The organism is Leucobacter exalbidus (assembly GCF_017834145.1).
GTDB lineage: Bacteria > Actinomycetota > Actinomycetes > Actinomycetales > Microbacteriaceae > Leucobacter > Leucobacter exalbidus.
This window is the reverse complement of sequence record NZ_JAFIDA010000001.1, coordinates 746,709-763,327: the sequence shown is the minus strand read 5'-3', so window position 1 is coordinate 763,327 and position 16,619 is coordinate 746,709. Positions and strand designations below refer to the sequence as shown.

The following is a 16,619-nucleotide window of genomic DNA, read 5'->3' as shown; positions in this document are numbered from 1 at the left end:
ACTTGTGTGTTCATCGGATGTCATACCTTCCTTCGAGAAGTGCTTCAACCATCTGGAAGTCGTGATCACTCGTTTGAAGCGCCATTTCGTCGACGTCAGCACGTTGTTCGCGGAGCAGGTCCTGTAACTGCTCATCAGCAACCTGATATCGCTGGGTCCATTGTTCGGCCGGCATCTCGAGTTTGCGGGCCCGGATTCGCTTGCTCAAAAGAGATTGGACTGGGATGTGTCGTGGTTCCGAGCGGGCGTTGGGGCAGCCTAGGCAGAGCAGGAAAGACGCAGTACAGGCTTGTCCCGCTGGATCGTAAGGTCCGTTATCAGGATCTACACAGGCCGCGGCGATCGTGTCTAAACGTCCATCGAGCAGCTCTTTGAGTTTTCCGGCTGATAGCCCCAACTGTACGGCGAGTGCCTCAGGATCTTGCGCAGCTTCACGCACCTCATCCTCGCTCAGCGTCCGTATGGTGTTAGTGGCACGAATGCGATTTACTTCGTCCGATAAGGCCTCGTCCACGACAGCTTGGTATGTAGGTAGCGAACCGGGATCCTTGGATAGATATGTGTCGGCGAGAGTCGAGGACTTCTGCGCCACTGGGCGCTGGTGAAGTTCGAGGAAAGTGCGGCGCAACCGCATAGTGTCGATTCCGTCGCAATGCTTGTCCTCATGAACCCAGCCGTTCCAAATCGAACCGGATACTTGATTGATCCCTCGGAATCCAAGGCCATTGAACGTTGTCTCGCGGCGTTTGCTGGAATATGCACATAGGAGTCTTTCTGATCCAGCGAATGCGCGTGCACGGTGACAAAGTTCTTCCGCGATCTTGAACAAGCCAAACGGTGAGGCGAAGTCATCGTCATCCTTGCCGCCCTCATCCAGCCAGACGGGCATCGAAGTGAATGAGATATCCATTTCCGCAGCATGCCGCCCTCTGCGCCGTTTCTGCGCGCGAATGAGAAGAACTTCATCCTCGCCTTCCTGATCATCAGCTCGCGCGTGGGCCGTCGTTAGCTCGCAAATCGTTGTCACGTTCTGCCCTGTCAGGCACTGCATGAGAATCACGATCGCAGCGAGTTCGGACAGCGTGGGAAATAGCGACCGGAATATTTTTGGAGAGTTCTTGTATGGACCATATTGGTTTACAAGCCCGCTTTCATACCGTGGAAGATCCCCGTTGGCAGCGATGAAGGCTAATAGGTTTCCGCGCCGTGCCACTTCCGGATCTACAACCTCATCTGAATGCTGCTGCCACGCAGCCAGTTCAGCTTCCATGGTTCGGACTCGTTTGAGGGCGGCGCGAATTTCGGTACGCGCCGACCGCCGAATGGCCCGAAACTCGCTCTCGCTGTAGGCGGAAACTTTGCCGACGTACGCAGCGGACTTCATGGGTGCAAAGAGAAGCTCGCGGAATGGGGTCGGGAGTGAACTATTGCCACGCAGAACGACCCGAATTGCCATCACGATCGATTGGCTATTCTTGGTGCCCTGCAATCTAAGGCCAGCTATGTGCGCCGGACGTAGATCGCTGAGCGCGCGCGGGGGATTTGACGCAGCGTTGAGTAGCTTGGCAAATGCACGAAGCCCACTGTAGAGGTTCTTGGTCGACTCGTTCGTGCGCCTGGTTCCTCCAGGTCCAGTGGCTCGGTCAAAGCCTTCAGCGAAAGCCAGTTCGAGTTCCTCACCAATCTGAAAACTTTGGAAATCAAAGTCTTTCTGAGAGGAACCGTTCTCGGAGAAGACACGCACGATGACTTTGTCGCTCAACCGAATCAGACTGTTTGGACGTTCGTAGCCGTGCTCGGGGAGCGCTGCGCCCTTCATGCACTTGCCCCTATCTCGGAGGGTTCATCAAGACGAACCCGAGGGTTCGTCTGAAGGACTTGAAGGAGTAACTCGGCATCGACCTCGCTCAAGCCGTACTGCAGTATGAGCTGGACATCGAGAGTCAAGAAAGGCTCGAGATAAATGCTCCTAGTTGTCTCGACAGTTGAATGCCCCAGCATTGTCTGAACCAATGACCAGGTGTCCCCAAACTGCTGGCGAAAATCCAAGACGTGGTTATTATTCAGGCCGACATCCCGTCGTTCCCATATGAGGCGACCTACGGCATACCAGCGCAGCGCAAAGCTGTGGCGAAGCATGTGTGGATGGCATACCATCCGATCGATTCCGGAACGCCGTACCCGTTCATTCGCTCGGGAGAAGGATTTATACCAGGCCCGTTTGGGGCGGGGCGAACCGTCCTCGTTTAACCAAAGCATGAGTGGGGCTAAACCGCCGTCATCTCGTGTGAAGAGCACACGTCGTTGATCCGGATTCAAATCATTGAGATTGACTGTTCTAGAAAATGAGGTGGCGGCATCGGTAATCCTTGCCCGACCCTTTTCGTTTACCGACTCAACAATTTGAACGTCGGGTAGCCGTTCGTATAGGCCGAAGGCTTGAGCTTTACGAACAGCCGTAGCTCGTTCTGTTTCGATGTACACCGCGACGGAATTGAGAGTCTGACGCCTCAGCCAGTAGGGGTGACCGCGACTGCCTTTAGCGCAGGCGTCAGCCAGCTGGAGGGTCACATAGTCGCGACTAGGTGCTGGTTCACGTAGCTCAGTCGTGAGCACACTTGCCCATTCCTGAAGCCGCAAGCCACTGCCATAGATTCCATCGACGAAGGCTGCATCCCGAGATTGCGACCGCGGTCGCCACCGAGTCCGCTCAGCCCCGTTCGCTGCGATCCCATGGATGCCAATGTCGCGCCATTTTCGGTAGGCCCCTGGTGACAGCCACTTCACGTCAGCGCCGCGCACCGTCGAAGCCTTCACCATGATCCCGTCAGTCGCCCGACCGGCGTACCGACGAGTTCCCCTAATGTCGGCCCCTCCAAGTAGATCTGGCCCATTGAGGGCCTTCTTAGCCCAGTCGTAGAACAGGCTCAGCGCGGCCACATCCCCAGTCCACGTTGAGCCAGACACAGGTCGCGGGTTGCGCTCATCTGTTCTGCGCCAAAACTTGTAATCGAGCAGATCTTCTTCGGTCGCTGAATCCCAATTAGTACCTTGTCTGACCAAGAAATTCACCCACACACTTAGAGCATGCGCGTACTTGCGATTGGTGCCTTCGGAACGATTACGCATTCGTCCGCTGCCAAAGAACTGGTTCAGGGCAATGTGTGGGTTGCCGTCATTGTCTAGAAAGAATGGTCTTCCAACAAGAGGTGACGGGATCGCTGCCTGCTCAACGGCGATCTGCTGTTGCTCGAAACTTCGTAAGAGCAGTTCGTCACCCATGACCGAGACTCTCCTCGGGAAGAAAAAGAGCTTCCAAGACACATGCTGTTTGATCCCCATGGGCCCATCTTTCAGCGCCGGAGCAGACACCCGCACGCAACACGCCAGAAAGGGGGAGAGAACCTACGGCATCGACGCCGTCGCTCACCGCACCGCGCTCGCCGCAGGCGGGGGCACGATCGCGGTGGTCGCGGGCGGGGTGGACCGGCCCTATCCCAGCGGGCACGTCGAATTGCTGCAGAGTATTGCCAGACGGGGGCTGGTGTGCTCGGAGATGGTGCCGGGGTCTGCGCCAACTCGCTGGCGGTTTTTGCAACGCAACAGAAGCATTTCAGCGTTGGCCAGGGCCACGCTCATCACCGAGGCCGGGGTGCGCTCGGGGTCGTTGAACACCGCGGGGCACGCGGCTGAGCTGTCGCGGGCGCTCGGCGCGGTGCCCGGGCCGGTGACGAGCCCGGCATCTGCCGGGTGCCACCGGTTGATTCGGGATTACGGCGCGACGCTGGTCACCAACGCCACCGAAGCACAAGAGCTGATGGGCATCGGCGTTGACGTCGCTTTGTTCGATCTCGCACCAGGGGGAGACCGGCCACCGCCCCTGCACCGCCGCATCCTTGACGCATTGCCGCTGCGGGGCGCACGCAGCCTCGACGAGGTGAGTCGGGGCGCCGGGGTCGAACGGCAGGAGGCCCGGGGAGCGCTCGCCGAGCTGGAACTGCTGGGGCATGTCTCACAGCAGGAGAGCGCTGGCGAGGCGCAACCGATGTGGCGGCTCACTGCGCGACAATAGAGGCATGCTGCTCAGCTTCGCTATTGACGAGTTTCTCGCTGCGGTGCGCCTGGAATACGGCTACTCGGAGCACACCGTCACCGCCTACCGCGCAGACCTGGCGGAGTTTGCCCAGTTCGCCCAGACACGCGACGTCACCACCCTCGCGGGCACCGACGTTGAGCTGATGCGTGACTGGATGTGGGCGAGACAGCAGCGGGGCATGGCGAAGGCCACGCTCGCCCGTGGCGTGGCCACGCTGAAATCGTTTGGCACCTGGCTGGAACGCTGCGAATTTGTGCCGGCAAACCCGGCGGCGCGCTTGCGTGCCCCCAAACCGGCGCAGTCGTTACCGCGCGTATTGTCAGAGGATCACATGACGCGGCTGTTAGAGTGGGCCGCCCAGCGCGCGGCGGCGGGGGAGCCCGTGCCCCTGCGCAATCACGCGATCCTTGAGCTGCTGTACTCCTCGGCGCTGCGCGTGTCAGAGGTATGTAGCTTGAGCGTTGACGGCTTCGACCGCCGCGAACACACCATTCGCGTGGTGGGAAAGGGCGGCAAAGAGCGCGTGGTGCCGGTGGGCGTGCCTGCCACCCGTGCATTGGAACGCTACCTCAGCAACGCGCGGCCGCTGCTCGAAAGCGCCGCGGTGCACGCGGGCGGCAGCGGCGCTCGCGCCTACGCCGGGGCGCCCCGCCAAGAACTCTTCCTTGGCGAACGCGGGGGACCCCTCGGCACGAGCACGGTATACAAACTGGTCTCCCACGAACTTGAAGCTGCGCCGGGAAGCGGCCCGAGCGGCCCACACACGTTTCGTCACACCGCCGCGACGCACATGTTGAATGGCGGCGCCGACCTCAGAGTGGTGCAAGAGATGCTCGGGCACGCCAGCCTCGCCAGCACACAGGTGTACACGCACGTGTCGACCGACCGGCTGGCCGCCAATTATCGCCGGGCGCACCCCCGCGCCTGAATGACCCTAGTCCCAGGGCAGCAAGCGGGGCTTGCCGCGAAAATAGCGCATGGGATTGACGTACCAGTCGTCCACCCGCACCCCGAGGTGCAGGCACTCGGTTGCGCAGTGCCCGCCACTGGTGACCACGCCCAAGAGGGCACCGCGGTCAACGGTGTCGCCGGCCGCAAGTTCACTCGACACCGGTTCGAACGACACCACCGTTTGGGGGTTTACCCGCACCGACACCACCTCGCGGTCCACGACCCGGCCCGAGAAGGTCACGGTGCCCGACACGGGCGCGCTCACCCAGTCTCCTGAAGTCGCGGGGAGATCAAAGCCGCGGTGCCCGGCCGAATACCGATTCGCGGGCGCCTGAAATGGTCGTTCTAGCGTGAGGGTGTACCCGAGGGGCGGTAGCCAATATTCCGCAGCCGACACCGCTTGTTCGTGGGGAGCTGTCGGAGCTGCCGGAGCAGCGCGAGTGGCCGGTGCTGCAGCCGCAGGCCACACCAGCCCGGCACACAGCAGTGCCGTGCACAGCAGCGGAGAAGACGGGAACCAACGCATAATGTGAGGCTCCCATGAATAGCGGTGCTGGAGGATCTAAAATCTGGATCAGTGGATAACTTGATCTCGCGCCGCGCCGCGTGCACGATGTGGACGGCGTAGATGGTAGACTTTTCGCTGCACCTTTAACAAGGTGACTACGCGTGCCCGAACTAACGATGATTGCCACGGTCTTTGCTTTTGCGAAGCGGCGATCATTGCGGGCACCAGGATCTGGTCGCAACCGCGGCCGATGTAACCAACGCATGCGTTTCGCATGCAGAATAGGAGACGGCCATGGCCGTTGTAACTATGCGCCAGCTGCTCGACAGCGGCGTTCACTTCGGACACCAGACGCGTCGCTGGAACCCGAAGATGAAGCGTTTCATCTTCACCGAGCGCTCGGGTATCTACATCATTGACCTGCAGCAGTCGCTCGGCTACATCGACTCGGCTTACGAGTTCGTGAAGAACACCGTCGCACGCGGCGGCAACATTCTTTTCGTTGGCACGAAGAAGCAGGCTCAGGAAGCAATTGCTGAGCAGGCAACTCGCGTTAACCAGCCCTTCGTGAACCAGCGTTGGCTCGGTGGCCTCCTCACCAACTTCCAGACGGTCACCGGCCGCCTGGAGCGCATGAAGGAGCTCGAGCAGCTCGATTACGAAGGCACCACCAGTGGCTTCACCAAGAAGGAACTGCTGCTCAAGAAGCGCGAGCTCGACAAGCTGCAGAAGTCGCTTGGCGGCATCCGTCACATGACCAAGACGCCTTCGGCTATCTGGATCGTTGACACCAAGAAGGAGCACCTCGCAATTGACGAGGCTGCAAAGCTTGGCATCCCCGTGATCGCTATCCTCGACACGAACTGCGATCCCGACGAGGTTACGTTCCCGATCCCCGGTAACGATGACGCGATCCGCTCGGTTGCACTGCTGACCCGCGTAATTGCTGACGCAGTTGCTGAGGGCCTCATGGAGCGCCACCAGAAGCCCGAGGCCGGCGAAGCTGCTGCTGAGCCCCTTCCCGAGTGGGAGGTTGAGCTGCTCAACGCAGACAAGACCGAGGCCGTAGAGGCACCCGCAGCTGAGGCCGTTGAGGCTCCCGTTGCAGAGACCCCGGCAGCCGAGTAATCTCGGTTCCCTTCAACGACTAAAAGACTTAGGAGTCACGTATGGCTGCAGTAAGCATGGCCGCTGTGAAGGAGCTGCGCGAGCGTCTTGGCGCTGGCATGCTCGACAGCAAGAACGCTCTCGTTGAGGCAGATGGCGACATCGAGAAGGCGATTGAGATCTTGCGTCTCAAGGGCCTGAAGGGTGTTGCAAAGCGCGGCGATCGTGAAGCTAGCGAGGGCCTCGTTGCCGTCAAGCAGACCGAAGGCGCTGCCACGATGATCGAGCTCGTTTGCGAGACCGACTTCGTTGCAAAGAACGAAAAGTTCATCGCACTGTCTGATCGCATCCTGGGCGCAATCGCTGACGCGAAGGCAAGCACCCCTGAGGAAGCCCTTGCGGCTCCCGCAGAGGGCAAGACCGTCGGTGAAGTTATCACCGAAGAGTCGGCCATCCTCGGCGAGCGCATCGTTCTGCGTAAGGTTTCGCGTGTCGAAGCCCCCGCAACCTCGGTGTACCTGCACCAGACCTCGAAGGATCTGCCCCCGCAGATCGGCGTGGTTGTTGGCTACGAGGGTGACGACGCAGACGCAGCACTGTCGATCGCACGTCACATCTCGTTCGCTGACCCGCTCTACCTCAACCGCGAGGATGTCCCCGCAGCTGAGGTTGACAAGGAGCGCGAGCTTGTCACCGAGATCTCGAAGAACGAAGGCAAGCCTGAAGCGGCTCTGCCCAAGATCGTCGAGGGTCGTCTGACCGCGTTCTTCAAGCAGGTTTCGCTCAACGATCAGGTGCACGCACTTGACGCTGACAAGCGCGACGTGAAGAAGGTTGCTGAAGCAGCTGGCATCACCGTTTCGGGCTTCGCCCGCAGCAAGGTCGGCGCGTAAGCACGACCACATAAGGACCCGGGCCCTAGCGGCCCGGGTCCTTCGCTGTGTCCTGACGCATATGATTGGGACGCAATATCGGCAGACTACCCGTCTCACCGATAGCATGGCCTCGAGGCCCGTGGCATCACCGCACGTGATGCCACCACAACACCCCAAACCGGGGTGTGTAATCGAATATTTAGAATTTACCCACCGCAAAGGGGATCCATATGACCGAGACCGCTACCCGCAAACGCCGCGTACTGTTGAAGCTCTCGGGGGAGGCCTTCGGAGGAGGCACCCTCGGCGTGAACCCCGATGTGATTAGCCAAATCGCCCGCGAAATCGCTGCTGCAATGGAGCACGCAGAGGTCGCCGTGGTCGTTGGTGGCGGTAACTTCTTCCGCGGCGCTGAGCTCTCTCAGCGTGGCATGGATCGCGCCCGCGCCGATTACATGGGCATGCTGGGCACCGTGATGAACGCGCTCGCGCTGCAGGACTTCCTGGAGCAGGCCGGCGTTGACAGCCGTGTGCAGTCAGCCATTACGATGACGCAGGTCGCTGAGACCTACATTCCGTTGCGCGCGATTCGGCACATGGAAAAGGGCCGCGTCGTGATCTTTGGCGCAGGCGCTGGCCTGCCCTACTTCTCAACCGACACGGTCGCCGCTCAGCGTGCCCTCGAGATCCACGCTGAAGAGGTGCTCGTTGCGAAGAACGGCGTTGATGGTGTGTACACCGCTGACCCGAATAAGGATTCCACCGCGACGCTGATCGAAGAAATCAGCTACAACGACGCCCTCGTGCGCGGCCTGAAGGTTGTTGACTCGACCTCATTTAGCCTCTGCATGGACAACGGCATGCCGATGCGCGTGTTTGGCATGTCGCCCAGCGGCAACGTGACCGCCGCCATTCGTGGCGAGAAGCTCGGCACCCTCGTACACAGCTAAGCCCCCGGTGCACCGTGCTGCCTGCTTGGCACCGGTAAGCTGGATCTATTCGTACCCGCCAGAAGGAGAACACCGTGATCGAAGAGGTCTTCGTCGATGTTAAAGAGCGCATGACCCGCGCGATTGAGGCAGCAAAGGAGAGCTTTGCGACCGTTCGCACCGGCCGCGCCTCACCGTCACTGCTGCAGAACGTTCAGGTTGATTACTACGGCACCCCCACGCCGCTGTCTCAGCTTGCCTCGGTGCAGAACCAGGATGCCCGCAGCCTGCTCATCACCCCCTACGACAAGGGTGCGATGAAGGACATCGAGACGGCCATTCGCGACATGCCCAACCTGGGCGCGAACCCCTCGAACGATGGCACGGTCATTCGCGTGACGCTGCCTGACCTCACCGAGGAGCGCCGCCGCGAGTTCGTCAAGATTGTGAAGAGCCGCGCAGAAGACGCTCGCGTTGTCGTGCGTAACGTGCGCCGCGCTGGCATGGATGATCTTGACAGCCTGAAGAGCGAGATCGGCGAAGACGATGTCGCGCGCGCTGAAAAAGAGCTCGAAGTAATCACCAAGCAGTTCATCGAGCAGATCGATGATGCGTTCAAGCGCAAAGAAGCAGAGCTGCTGGAGGTCTAACCCACATGGCACACCCCGATAAGCGCGACGATACGCGCACGCATCTCGAGATGAGACGTGCGCAGTTTGAAGCGACGACCGCAAAGATTGAGGCCCGCGCGGGTCGCAACCTCTTCTTTGCGATCGGATCGGGGCTCGTGTTTGGTGCGGTGTTCTTGGTGTGCTTGCTGCTCATCAAGGAACTGTTTGTGGTGCTGGTGGCCGCGCTCGTCTCGGTGGCGCTCGTAGAACTTGCGAGCGCGTTTCGGGTGGCCGGCCGCCGCGTGCCCCGCGTGGGCGTCGTACTCGGTGGCCTGACCATCGTGGCGGGCGCCTATTTCTGGGGCTCGGCTGGCATGCTGTTCGGGCTGTTTGCCGGATCAGCGCTGCTCACCGTGTGGCGGCTCATCGAAGGATTGATGCCGCGCTACGAGACTGCGCCGCGCACGCTGGTGCGCGACGTGTTCTCAGGGCTGTTCACGCTCGTATACGTGGCTTTTCTCGCGTCATTCACCATTCTGATGGTGGCTCCAGAGGGCGGTCAGTGGTGGGTATTCGCCCTCGTGCTGATCGTGGTCTCGGTTGATGTGGGTGCCTACGTCGCGGGTGTGACGCTCGGCAAGCACAAGATGACGCCCCGCATCAGCCCCAACAAAACCTGGGAGGGTTTTGCCGGCGCGGCTGTAGCGGCGATGACCGCCGGCGTGATCGTGTCGATCACGGCGCTGAACCAGCCGTGGTGGGTCGGTGTGCTGCTCGGCATCGTGGTGCTGTTCACCGCCACCGGCGGCGACCTCACTGAGTCGCTCATTAAGCGCAACCTGGGAGTGAAAGATATGAGCACCTGGATTCCAGGCCACGGTGGCTTCCTCGATCGCCTCGACTCACTGCTGCCGTCGGCCGTTGGCGTCTTCGGTATCGCCCTCGCGCTGGGAGCCCTGTAATGCGGCGTTCTCAGGGAGCGGCAAATGGGGCAGGGGAGAATGTGAGTATGCACACGTCATTCCCGCTCGCGACCGGATCTGAACCCGGGTACAACCCCGATCAGGTCGACGACTTTTTAGCGCGGGCACGCAGTGCCTACGAGGGCGCCCCAGATCACGCGACGACGCTGACCTCGCGTGATGTGCGCGGCATGTCTTTCCCTGTCAAAAAGGGCGGTTACGCGGCACGCTACGTGGATGCGGCGCTCGACCGGCTAGAAGAAGTGTTCTTCGAACGCGAGCGGCGTGCTGCGGTGCGCAGCGGCGGCGAGGATGCTTGGTGGGACGACACTCGCGCGCTGCTGTCTGAAGTTCGGGGCCGGATCGAACGCCCTCGCGGCCGGAAGTTCACACGCCGCAGCGTGCTCGCGACCGGCTACCGCAGGTCTCAGGTCGATGCATTCTTGGCCCGTGTGGGCGACATGTTCGAGCGCCGCGAATTTGATATGAAGCCCGCAGACGTACGCGATGTGGTGTTTCACCCCGAGCGTCGCGGGTACGACGAAGACCAGGTGGATGCACTGCTCGACGCTGTTGTCGACCTGATGCTTGCCACGCGTTAATCCAGACGCTGAGTGATCGATAGTTGATCGCGGCTCGCTGCTGAGATAGAATCGTTATATTGTGCCTTTTGTGAAACCTGTATCCCGTTGGTCGCGGTTGCGCGCCCCCGTGGCCGCGACAGCGGTTGCGGTGCTTCTGGGCGCCGCTGTGGTGGCCCCCCTGACGATGGCGAGCACCAGCGCCTCGGCCGATGAATTGGCTTTTCAAGCGCGCATTCATCAGCAGTTCATTCCGACCGAGAATGCTGAACAAGACCTCATCTACACCGATGTGCCGGTGATTGAGCTGCCCGATCCTGAAGAGGAGCGACTGCGGCTCGAAGCTGAAGCGAAGGCGAAAGCCGAGGCCGAAGCCAAGAAGAAGGCTGAGTCAGCCGCGGCCGCAGGCCCTGCAGCCCCCGCTGGCCCCGCGCGGTACACGGGTGGCGGCGCTCCCGCTGAGTGGATGGCAGCGGCCGGTATCCCCGAGAGCGACTGGGGCTTCGTCGATTACATCGCGAACAAAGAAAGCACCTGGAATCCGAACGCCACGAACGCAAGCTCTGGCGCCTGCGGTCTGATTCAGGCGTACCCGTGCAGCAAGGTGCCCGGTAACGGCTATGACCCCGTCGATAACCTGCGCTGGGCGAGCGGGTATGCGGCCGATCGCTACGGCGGGTGGGCCGGTGCGTACGATTTCTGGATCGCCAACAACTGGTGGTGATCCGCGTAGATGGCTCGTGCTCGTCGGGTAAATAAGTACCAGCGTGCCGCACAGAATCCGCCCCAAGACGTGACCCGCCTCGCCTACGGCGGAGCAAGTAAAGAGTCACGACGCGGTGTTGACTGGCTGGTGCGCGAGATTCCCGCACACCGCGCCGAGAAGCATTACCTGTGCCCGGCCTGCCAGACGCAGATTCCGCCGGGGCAAGCGCACATTGTTGCCTGGCACGCAGAACATTTCTTCGGAGATGACGCTGCCGTGCGCGACAGGCGTCACTACCACGCGCACTGCTGGCGCATCGCCTAGCATCGCTGAGTCATCACGAAAGCCTCGATCGAGACCTACTCTCGACCGAGGCTTTCGTTGTTGCAGCAGGGAGACGCTACCGGGCGTGCACGTTCTCAGAGACGCGTGTGGCGCTCTCAGCAGGTGACGCACCGTCGGGCACAACCTCAAAGGTATGCTCGCCGTTCGAGGTGATCATCCTTATGCCCCCGCATGAGACAGTCCAGCGGTCGTTGCCTGGAGCGACGATGAGGCACACCTGTGTATCGGGGTCTATACCTAGCGCGAGCCAAAGCGATGTCCCCTCGTACTCGCCCACGTACTTGCTGGAGGCGGTATTGACGAGGTCGTACGCGTAGTCGCTGAGCTGCGGCAGCTCGTCTTGGGATGTGCGTTCGCCTGCGAGATCGGCGAGCGGTGCCTGTTGGCCCGCACAACCGGTCAACAGCACAACCGAGGCCAGCGTCAGCGCTGACGCTGCAACATATCGCAGTCGGGTCATGCTCCCACCCTGCCATGCTGGGCACCGGGGTTCAAGACACTGCCCGCCAGAGACAAAAGTACCCCCGAGCGAAAAGATTCACTCGGGGGTAGCTGTTGGGGCTGACGCGGTGTCTCGTTAGAACAGCGTCGGGGGAGCGGCGGGTGCCCCCACCTCGACCTCAGGCGTGGGGGCAGCGCCCGCAAGACCCGGGCCGTGATCCGGATCACGCTTGGCCTGGAACGCCGTTGCCGCCGCGCGCGCGCGATCATCGGCGGCCTCGTTCAGCGGGTGGCCAGCGTGGCCCTTGACCCACTGGAAGGTGACGTTGCGGCCCACCATGGCCTCGTCGATCTGCTCGAGCAGTTCGCGGTTCAGCACGGGCTTACCGTCGGCCTTGCGCCAGCCGCGCTTCTTCCAGCCCGGCATCCACTTCGTCACCGAGTTGATGACGTACTGGCTGTCGCAGAGCACCGTGAGGGGCTCAGCCGCGCGCACGCTGGTGGCGTGCAGCAGATCGAGCACAGCCATCAGCTCGCCCTGGTTGTTGGTGGCGCGAGGCCAGCCACCTGCGCGCCACTGCTGGTTGTCAATGACCCAGGCCCAGCCAGCGGGGCCGGGGTTGCCCAGAGCCGAACCATCGGCTGCTGCAATGAGACTCACGTGGTTAGTCCTCCTGCTTAGTGATGTGCGCGATGGGCTGCGTGGCGTCGTTCGCCCAGTCGGCCTCGTTAGCCGAGAGCTTGGGCTGCGTGAGCGCCTCAGCCTGCGTCTCGGCTTCAGCCACCGGGGCGTCCACGAGCCGGCCGGCGACCGTGCTCATCTTCTGCGCGTTGGTGATGACCTCGCCGAGGCTCTCGAAGTAGCGTGCGACCGCCCCGCGCTCAACCTTCAGCTGCGTCATGCGGTCTTCTGCCGCGGCCAACACCTTGGTGGCGCGCTGCTCGGCCGAGTGGAACGTGACCTGCGCGCGACGCTCGGCCTCGAACACAATCGCTGCGGCATCGCTTTCTGCCTGCGCGCGCGTGGTGCGGGCATCGTGCGCCGCATCGGCGGTGACCCGATCGTATTCGGCACGGGCTGTATCAAGCTGCGACTGCAGCTCGGCAAGCTCAGCGGTCGCAGCCGCAATCTCACGGCTCGAAGCATCTTGCGCGGCGCGCTGGCGCTCGGCGAGATCCTGTTCAAGCTCATCGCGCTGCTGCGACGAGCTCGTGGTGAAGGCCAGTGTGTCGGTGTCGATCTGCTCGCGCAGCGCACGTGAGGCATCCTCGGCGCTCGCGCGCAGCTCGGCGAGCGCACGCTCCTCAGCGTCACGGTAGGCGGCGAGCTCAGCGACCGTGTCGGCGCGCAACAGGTCAGTTTCTTCGGTGACGGCGGCGCGCTGGGCGGCCACCTCACGAGCGATGGCATCGGCCTGACGCTCACGCTCGACGCGCAAGGTCTCCTCGTGCTGCTCGCGTGACGCTGCGAGCTCGCGTGCGAGGTTGTCGCGCTCACGTGCCTGGTCTGCGGCGAGCTTGGTGCGCTCGAGCTCGAGTTCGAGCTCGGCGGCCTCACGCTCGACACCGATGGCGGCGGCGACGGCCTCGCGCTCGACCACGTTGTGGTCGGTGGCGGCGGCGCGCTCATCTTCAATGCGCTGTGCGTGCGACACCAGCTGTGCGGCGATGCGTGAGTCATGCACCGACTTCTCGTCAGCGACGAGTGCTTGGTGCGCGGCGAGCTCACGAGCCAGCGCGCGCTCCTGTGCGGTGCGGGCCTCAGCAAGCTGCTGCTCCTGCGCGGTGCGTTCAGCCACGAGACGTGCGTGGTGCGCCTCAGACTCATCGATGAGACGATCCTGATGGGCCGCGAGTTCTTGCCCAATCTTGGCGGCGTGATCATCACGCTCAGTGCTCAGCAAGCTGCGCTGCGCGTCACGTTCTGCCGTGAGCAGCGCTTCCTGCTCGGTGCGCTCAGCGGTCAGTGCGGCACGTTGTGCGTCGCGCTCTGCGGTCAGTGCTGCGTCGTGCGATTCACGCTCGACGGTGAGTTCAACGTGCTGCGCTTCGCGCTCACCCAGCAGCGCGGCGACGTGCGTCTCGCGCTCAGTGCTCAGCGCACCGTCGTGCGAGGTGCGCTCGGCCAGCAGCAACGCAGCCTGCTCGGCCAGTTCGGCGGCGAGGCGCGTGCGCTGCTCGGTGTTCTCGGTCGAGAGCGCCGTGTGGTGCTCGGTGAGCTCGGCCTGCAGCGTGGCATCGTGCGCCTCACGCTCGGCCTGCAGTGTGGTGTCGTGCGCCTGGCGCTCAGCGCTCAGGGTCGACTTGTGCGCCTCAGTTTCGGCCGCGATGCGTGCATCGTGCGTCTCGCGCTCAGCGGCGAGACGAGTGCTCTGCGCGTCGCTTTCGGCGGCAATTCTGGCGCTGTGTGCTTCGCTTTCAGCTGCGATGCGGGCCTCGTGAGCTTCGCTTTCAGCTGCGATGCGGGCCTCATGCGCCTCGCTTTCAGTCGCAATGAGGGCCTCATGGGCCTCGCTCTCGGTGCTAATGCGGGATTCGTGCGCCTCGGTTTCGGCGGCGAGACGCACGCTGTGTGCTTCGCTCTCGGCCGTAATGCGGGCACTGTGTGCCTCGCTCTCAGCCGTGATGCGAGCGTCGTGCGTCTCACGCTCGGCGGCCATCTTCGCGAGGTGAGCATCGCGCTCATTGCCCAGTTTCGCTTCGTGCGAGACGATCTGGCTGCGAATGCGATCATCGTGTGCCTCACGCTCTTGCGTGATTGCGTCATCGTGATCGGTGCGCTCAGCGAGAATCAGCGCGGAGTGCGCCTCGAACTCCTGCGCCACTGAGGTCTCGTGGGCGGCGCGCTCTGATGCGATGCGGGCCTCGTGTGCCTCACGCTCCTGTGCAAGCTGTGACTTCTGCTCAGCCAGTTCTGCTGCGATGGCCGCTTCGTGCGCTGCACGCTCTGACGAGATCGCGGTGTCGTGCGCGCTGCGTTCGGCTGAAATCGCCGCATCGTGCTCTTCACGCTCTTCACGCAGTGCCGAATCGTGGATGGTGCGGGTGCGGGTCAGCTCGGCCTGCTGGGCCTCGCGCTCAGCGGTGAGCTGCTCGCGGTGCTCGGTTTCGGCGAGGGTGCGATCGGCCAGCGAGATCTCGAGGGCGCGTTCGCGCTCGCGTGCGGCTTGCTGGGCAAGCGTCTCAATCTCGGTGCGCGCGGCATCTGCGTCGCGTGTCAGGTTCGCGAGCAGGGCGGCGCGCTCCTGCTCAATACGGCCGTCGTGAGCTGTGAGATCGGCCGCGAGCCGCTTCGCCTGCGCCTCGCGCTCGTTGGCGATGGCGGTATCGTGATCGGCGCGTTCCTGCGCGATCAGTGCGCGCAGCGCCTCCATCTCGCCCGTCAGTTCGCGGCGTTCCTGATCGCTGCGGGCCTCGAGCTCGCGGGAGCGCTCAGTGAAACGCTCCTCAAGTTCTGCTTCTTCGCGCTGGCGCTTGGCTTCAAACTCTGCGCGGGCGCGTTCGCCCTCCTGCACGAGGCGGGCGCGCTCGAGCTGGGCCTCACGCTCGTTCTCGGCACGCTCGCGAGCGAATGCGTCGGCCTGACGCTCGGTCTCTTCGCGCAGCTCATTGGCCGCGGTCTGAGCGGCTGCCTGCACGCTGGCTGCTGCGGCGCGTGCCGCCGCCAGTTCTGCCTCGGCCTCGCGGTGAGCGGTTTCGCGTTCAGCCGTGGCCTCGCGCGTGGCTGAGCTGCGGGTGAGCTCTGCATGACGATCGGCCTCGATGCGCAACTGCTCGCGCTCGGCATTGGCGTGAGCCGTCTGCTCGGCGAGATCGGTGCGAGCCCCGGCGACCATCGTCTCGGCCTGCTCGGCGGCAGAGGTGAGCAGCTCATCGGCGCGAGACTGCGCCGATGACAGCACGCGGGCCGCTTCCTCCTCAGAGGAGCGGCGCAGCTTCTCGGCATCGAGATCTGCCTGGGCCATGAGGCGCTGAGCGTGATCCTCTGCAACCTGCAGGCTCTTCTCAACGCGCAGGCCCAGCCCCGAATACCCGGTCGCACCGAGCTCTGCCACCTGATCTTGCAGGTCGGCGATCAGCTCACGCTGCTCTTGACCGACGAGCGCAGACTGCTGGTGCGCATTCTGCAGCGATTCAAGGTGCGATTGCAGCGTACCGATGTGGCCGGTGAGTGACCCGATCCGCTCATCGACCTCGTCGCGGTTATAGCCACGAAACGCGGGGGTGAACTGTTGGGATGAGTCGGACACGAGGCCTCCGAATACCATTAAGACGATCGCCAGAGCGGAGAATTCATCGCGCGGGCATGTACCAGCATTATGATAGTAGAACCACGCTGCCGCTGCCCGTGAGCGCGCCCCGTAATGTCGTCGGGCGTCACATCATTTGCTGATTTCGTGCAGACTCACGCCCATTCAGCGAACGTTCAAAGTCTGTTCAACCCCCATTCAGCGCCGGATCAATGCCGATCTCGCCCGCTCGCCAACATCGCGAACTCGACAAATGT

At 62.6% G+C, this 16,619-nt stretch carries 16 protein-coding genes; 10 read left to right on the top strand and 6 right to left on the bottom strand.

What is annotated here, in order from left to right:
• Positions 1–10: 10 nt before the first annotated feature.
• Both JOF28_RS03505 and JOF28_RS03500 read right to left on the bottom strand, forming a co-directional pair.
• On the bottom strand, positions 11–1,819 hold the full coding sequence (locus JOF28_RS03505) for a hypothetical protein (protein ID WP_209704489.1): 1,809 nt from the start codon (positions 1,817–1,819) through the stop codon (positions 11–13).
• Positions 1,816–3,342, bottom strand: a complete 1,527-nt coding sequence (locus JOF28_RS03500) for a site-specific integrase (protein ID WP_209704488.1) — start codon at positions 3,340–3,342, stop codon at positions 1,816–1,818. Before JOF28_RS03500 ends, JOF28_RS03505 begins: the two co-directional genes overlap by 4 nt.
• Here JOF28_RS03500 and JOF28_RS03495 point away from each other — a divergent pair.
• Together JOF28_RS03495 and JOF28_RS03490 are read left to right on the top strand one after the other, a co-directional pair.
• Entirely contained in the window at positions 3,281–4,072 is a 792-nt protein-coding gene (locus tag JOF28_RS03495) for a DNA-processing protein DprA (protein ID WP_342452068.1), read from the top strand. The two genes, JOF28_RS03500 and JOF28_RS03495, sit on opposite strands and share 62 nt — an antisense overlap.
• Before the next feature lie 4 nt (positions 4,073–4,076).
• A complete protein-coding gene (locus JOF28_RS03490; RefSeq protein ID WP_209704487.1) occupies positions 4,077–5,024 on the top strand; it encodes a tyrosine-type recombinase/integrase in 948 nt (315 codons plus the stop codon).
• 6 nt (positions 5,025–5,030) lie between these two features.
• Here JOF28_RS03490 and JOF28_RS03485 read toward each other — a convergent pair whose 3' ends face one another.
• Entirely contained in the window at positions 5,031–5,573 is a 543-nt protein-coding gene (locus tag JOF28_RS03485; RefSeq protein ID WP_209704486.1) for a M23 family metallopeptidase, read from the bottom strand.
• Between the two features lie 276 nt (positions 5,574–5,849).
• On the opposite strand from JOF28_RS03485, the gene rpsB reads away from it, so the two are divergent.
• The 8 genes from rpsB to JOF28_RS03445 all read left to right on the top strand — a co-directional run bounded on the left by rpsB (position 5,850) and on the right by JOF28_RS03445 (position 11,650).
• Complete coding sequence (gene rpsB, locus JOF28_RS03480) at positions 5,850–6,683, top strand: 30S ribosomal protein S2 (protein WP_209704485.1); 834 nt, start codon at positions 5,850–5,852, stop codon at positions 6,681–6,683.
• Between the two features lie 41 nt (positions 6,684–6,724).
• Positions 6,725–7,555, top strand: a complete 831-nt coding sequence (tsf, locus tag JOF28_RS03475) for a translation elongation factor Ts (RefSeq protein ID WP_209704484.1) — start codon at positions 6,725–6,727, stop codon at positions 7,553–7,555.
• Positions 7,556–7,767: 212 nt separating this feature from the next.
• Complete coding sequence (gene pyrH, locus JOF28_RS03470; protein ID WP_209704483.1) at positions 7,768–8,487, top strand: UMP kinase; 720 nt, start codon at positions 7,768–7,770, stop codon at positions 8,485–8,487.
• Between the two features lie 74 nt (positions 8,488–8,561).
• Complete coding sequence (gene frr / locus JOF28_RS03465; RefSeq protein WP_209704482.1) at positions 8,562–9,116, top strand: ribosome recycling factor; 555 nt, start codon at positions 8,562–8,564, stop codon at positions 9,114–9,116.
• A gap of 5 nt (positions 9,117–9,121) precedes the next feature.
• Positions 9,122–10,039, top strand: a complete 918-nt coding sequence (locus tag JOF28_RS03460; RefSeq protein ID WP_209704481.1) for a phosphatidate cytidylyltransferase — start codon at positions 9,122–9,124, stop codon at positions 10,037–10,039.
• 47 nt (positions 10,040–10,086) lie between these two features.
• Positions 10,087–10,641, top strand: coding sequence for a DivIVA domain-containing protein (locus JOF28_RS03455; protein ID WP_245189855.1), 555 nt, complete (start codon positions 10,087–10,089; stop codon positions 10,639–10,641).
• Positions 10,642–10,711: 70 nt separating this feature from the next.
• Positions 10,712–11,344 (top strand): aggregation-promoting factor C-terminal-like domain-containing protein, encoded by a 633-nt coding sequence (locus JOF28_RS03450; protein ID WP_342452067.1) that lies wholly within the window; start codon positions 10,712–10,714, stop codon positions 11,342–11,344.
• Between the two features lie 9 nt (positions 11,345–11,353).
• Positions 11,354–11,650 (top strand): ATP/GTP-binding protein, encoded by a 297-nt coding sequence (locus JOF28_RS03445; RefSeq protein WP_209704479.1) that lies wholly within the window; start codon positions 11,354–11,356, stop codon positions 11,648–11,650.
• 76 nt (positions 11,651–11,726) lie between these two features.
• Here the strand turns inward: JOF28_RS03445 and JOF28_RS03440 are convergent, their stop codons facing one another.
• The 3 genes from JOF28_RS03440 to JOF28_RS03430 all read right to left on the bottom strand — a co-directional run bounded on the left by JOF28_RS03440 (position 11,727) and on the right by JOF28_RS03430 (position 16,362).
• The gene (locus JOF28_RS03440; protein WP_209704478.1) at positions 11,727–12,131 is read right to left on the bottom strand and encodes a hypothetical protein; all 405 of its coding nucleotides are present in this window, start codon (positions 12,129–12,131) and stop codon (positions 11,727–11,729) included.
• A 117-nt stretch (positions 12,132–12,248) separates the two neighbouring features.
• On the bottom strand, positions 12,249–12,773 hold the full coding sequence (locus tag JOF28_RS03435; RefSeq protein WP_209704477.1) for a ribonuclease H family protein: 525 nt from the start codon (positions 12,771–12,773) through the stop codon (positions 12,249–12,251).
• Positions 12,774–12,777: 4 nt separating this feature from the next.
• Positions 12,778–16,362, bottom strand: a complete 3,585-nt coding sequence (locus JOF28_RS03430) for a hypothetical protein (RefSeq protein WP_209704476.1) — start codon at positions 16,360–16,362, stop codon at positions 12,778–12,780.
• Positions 16,363–16,619 lie beyond the last annotated feature (257 nt).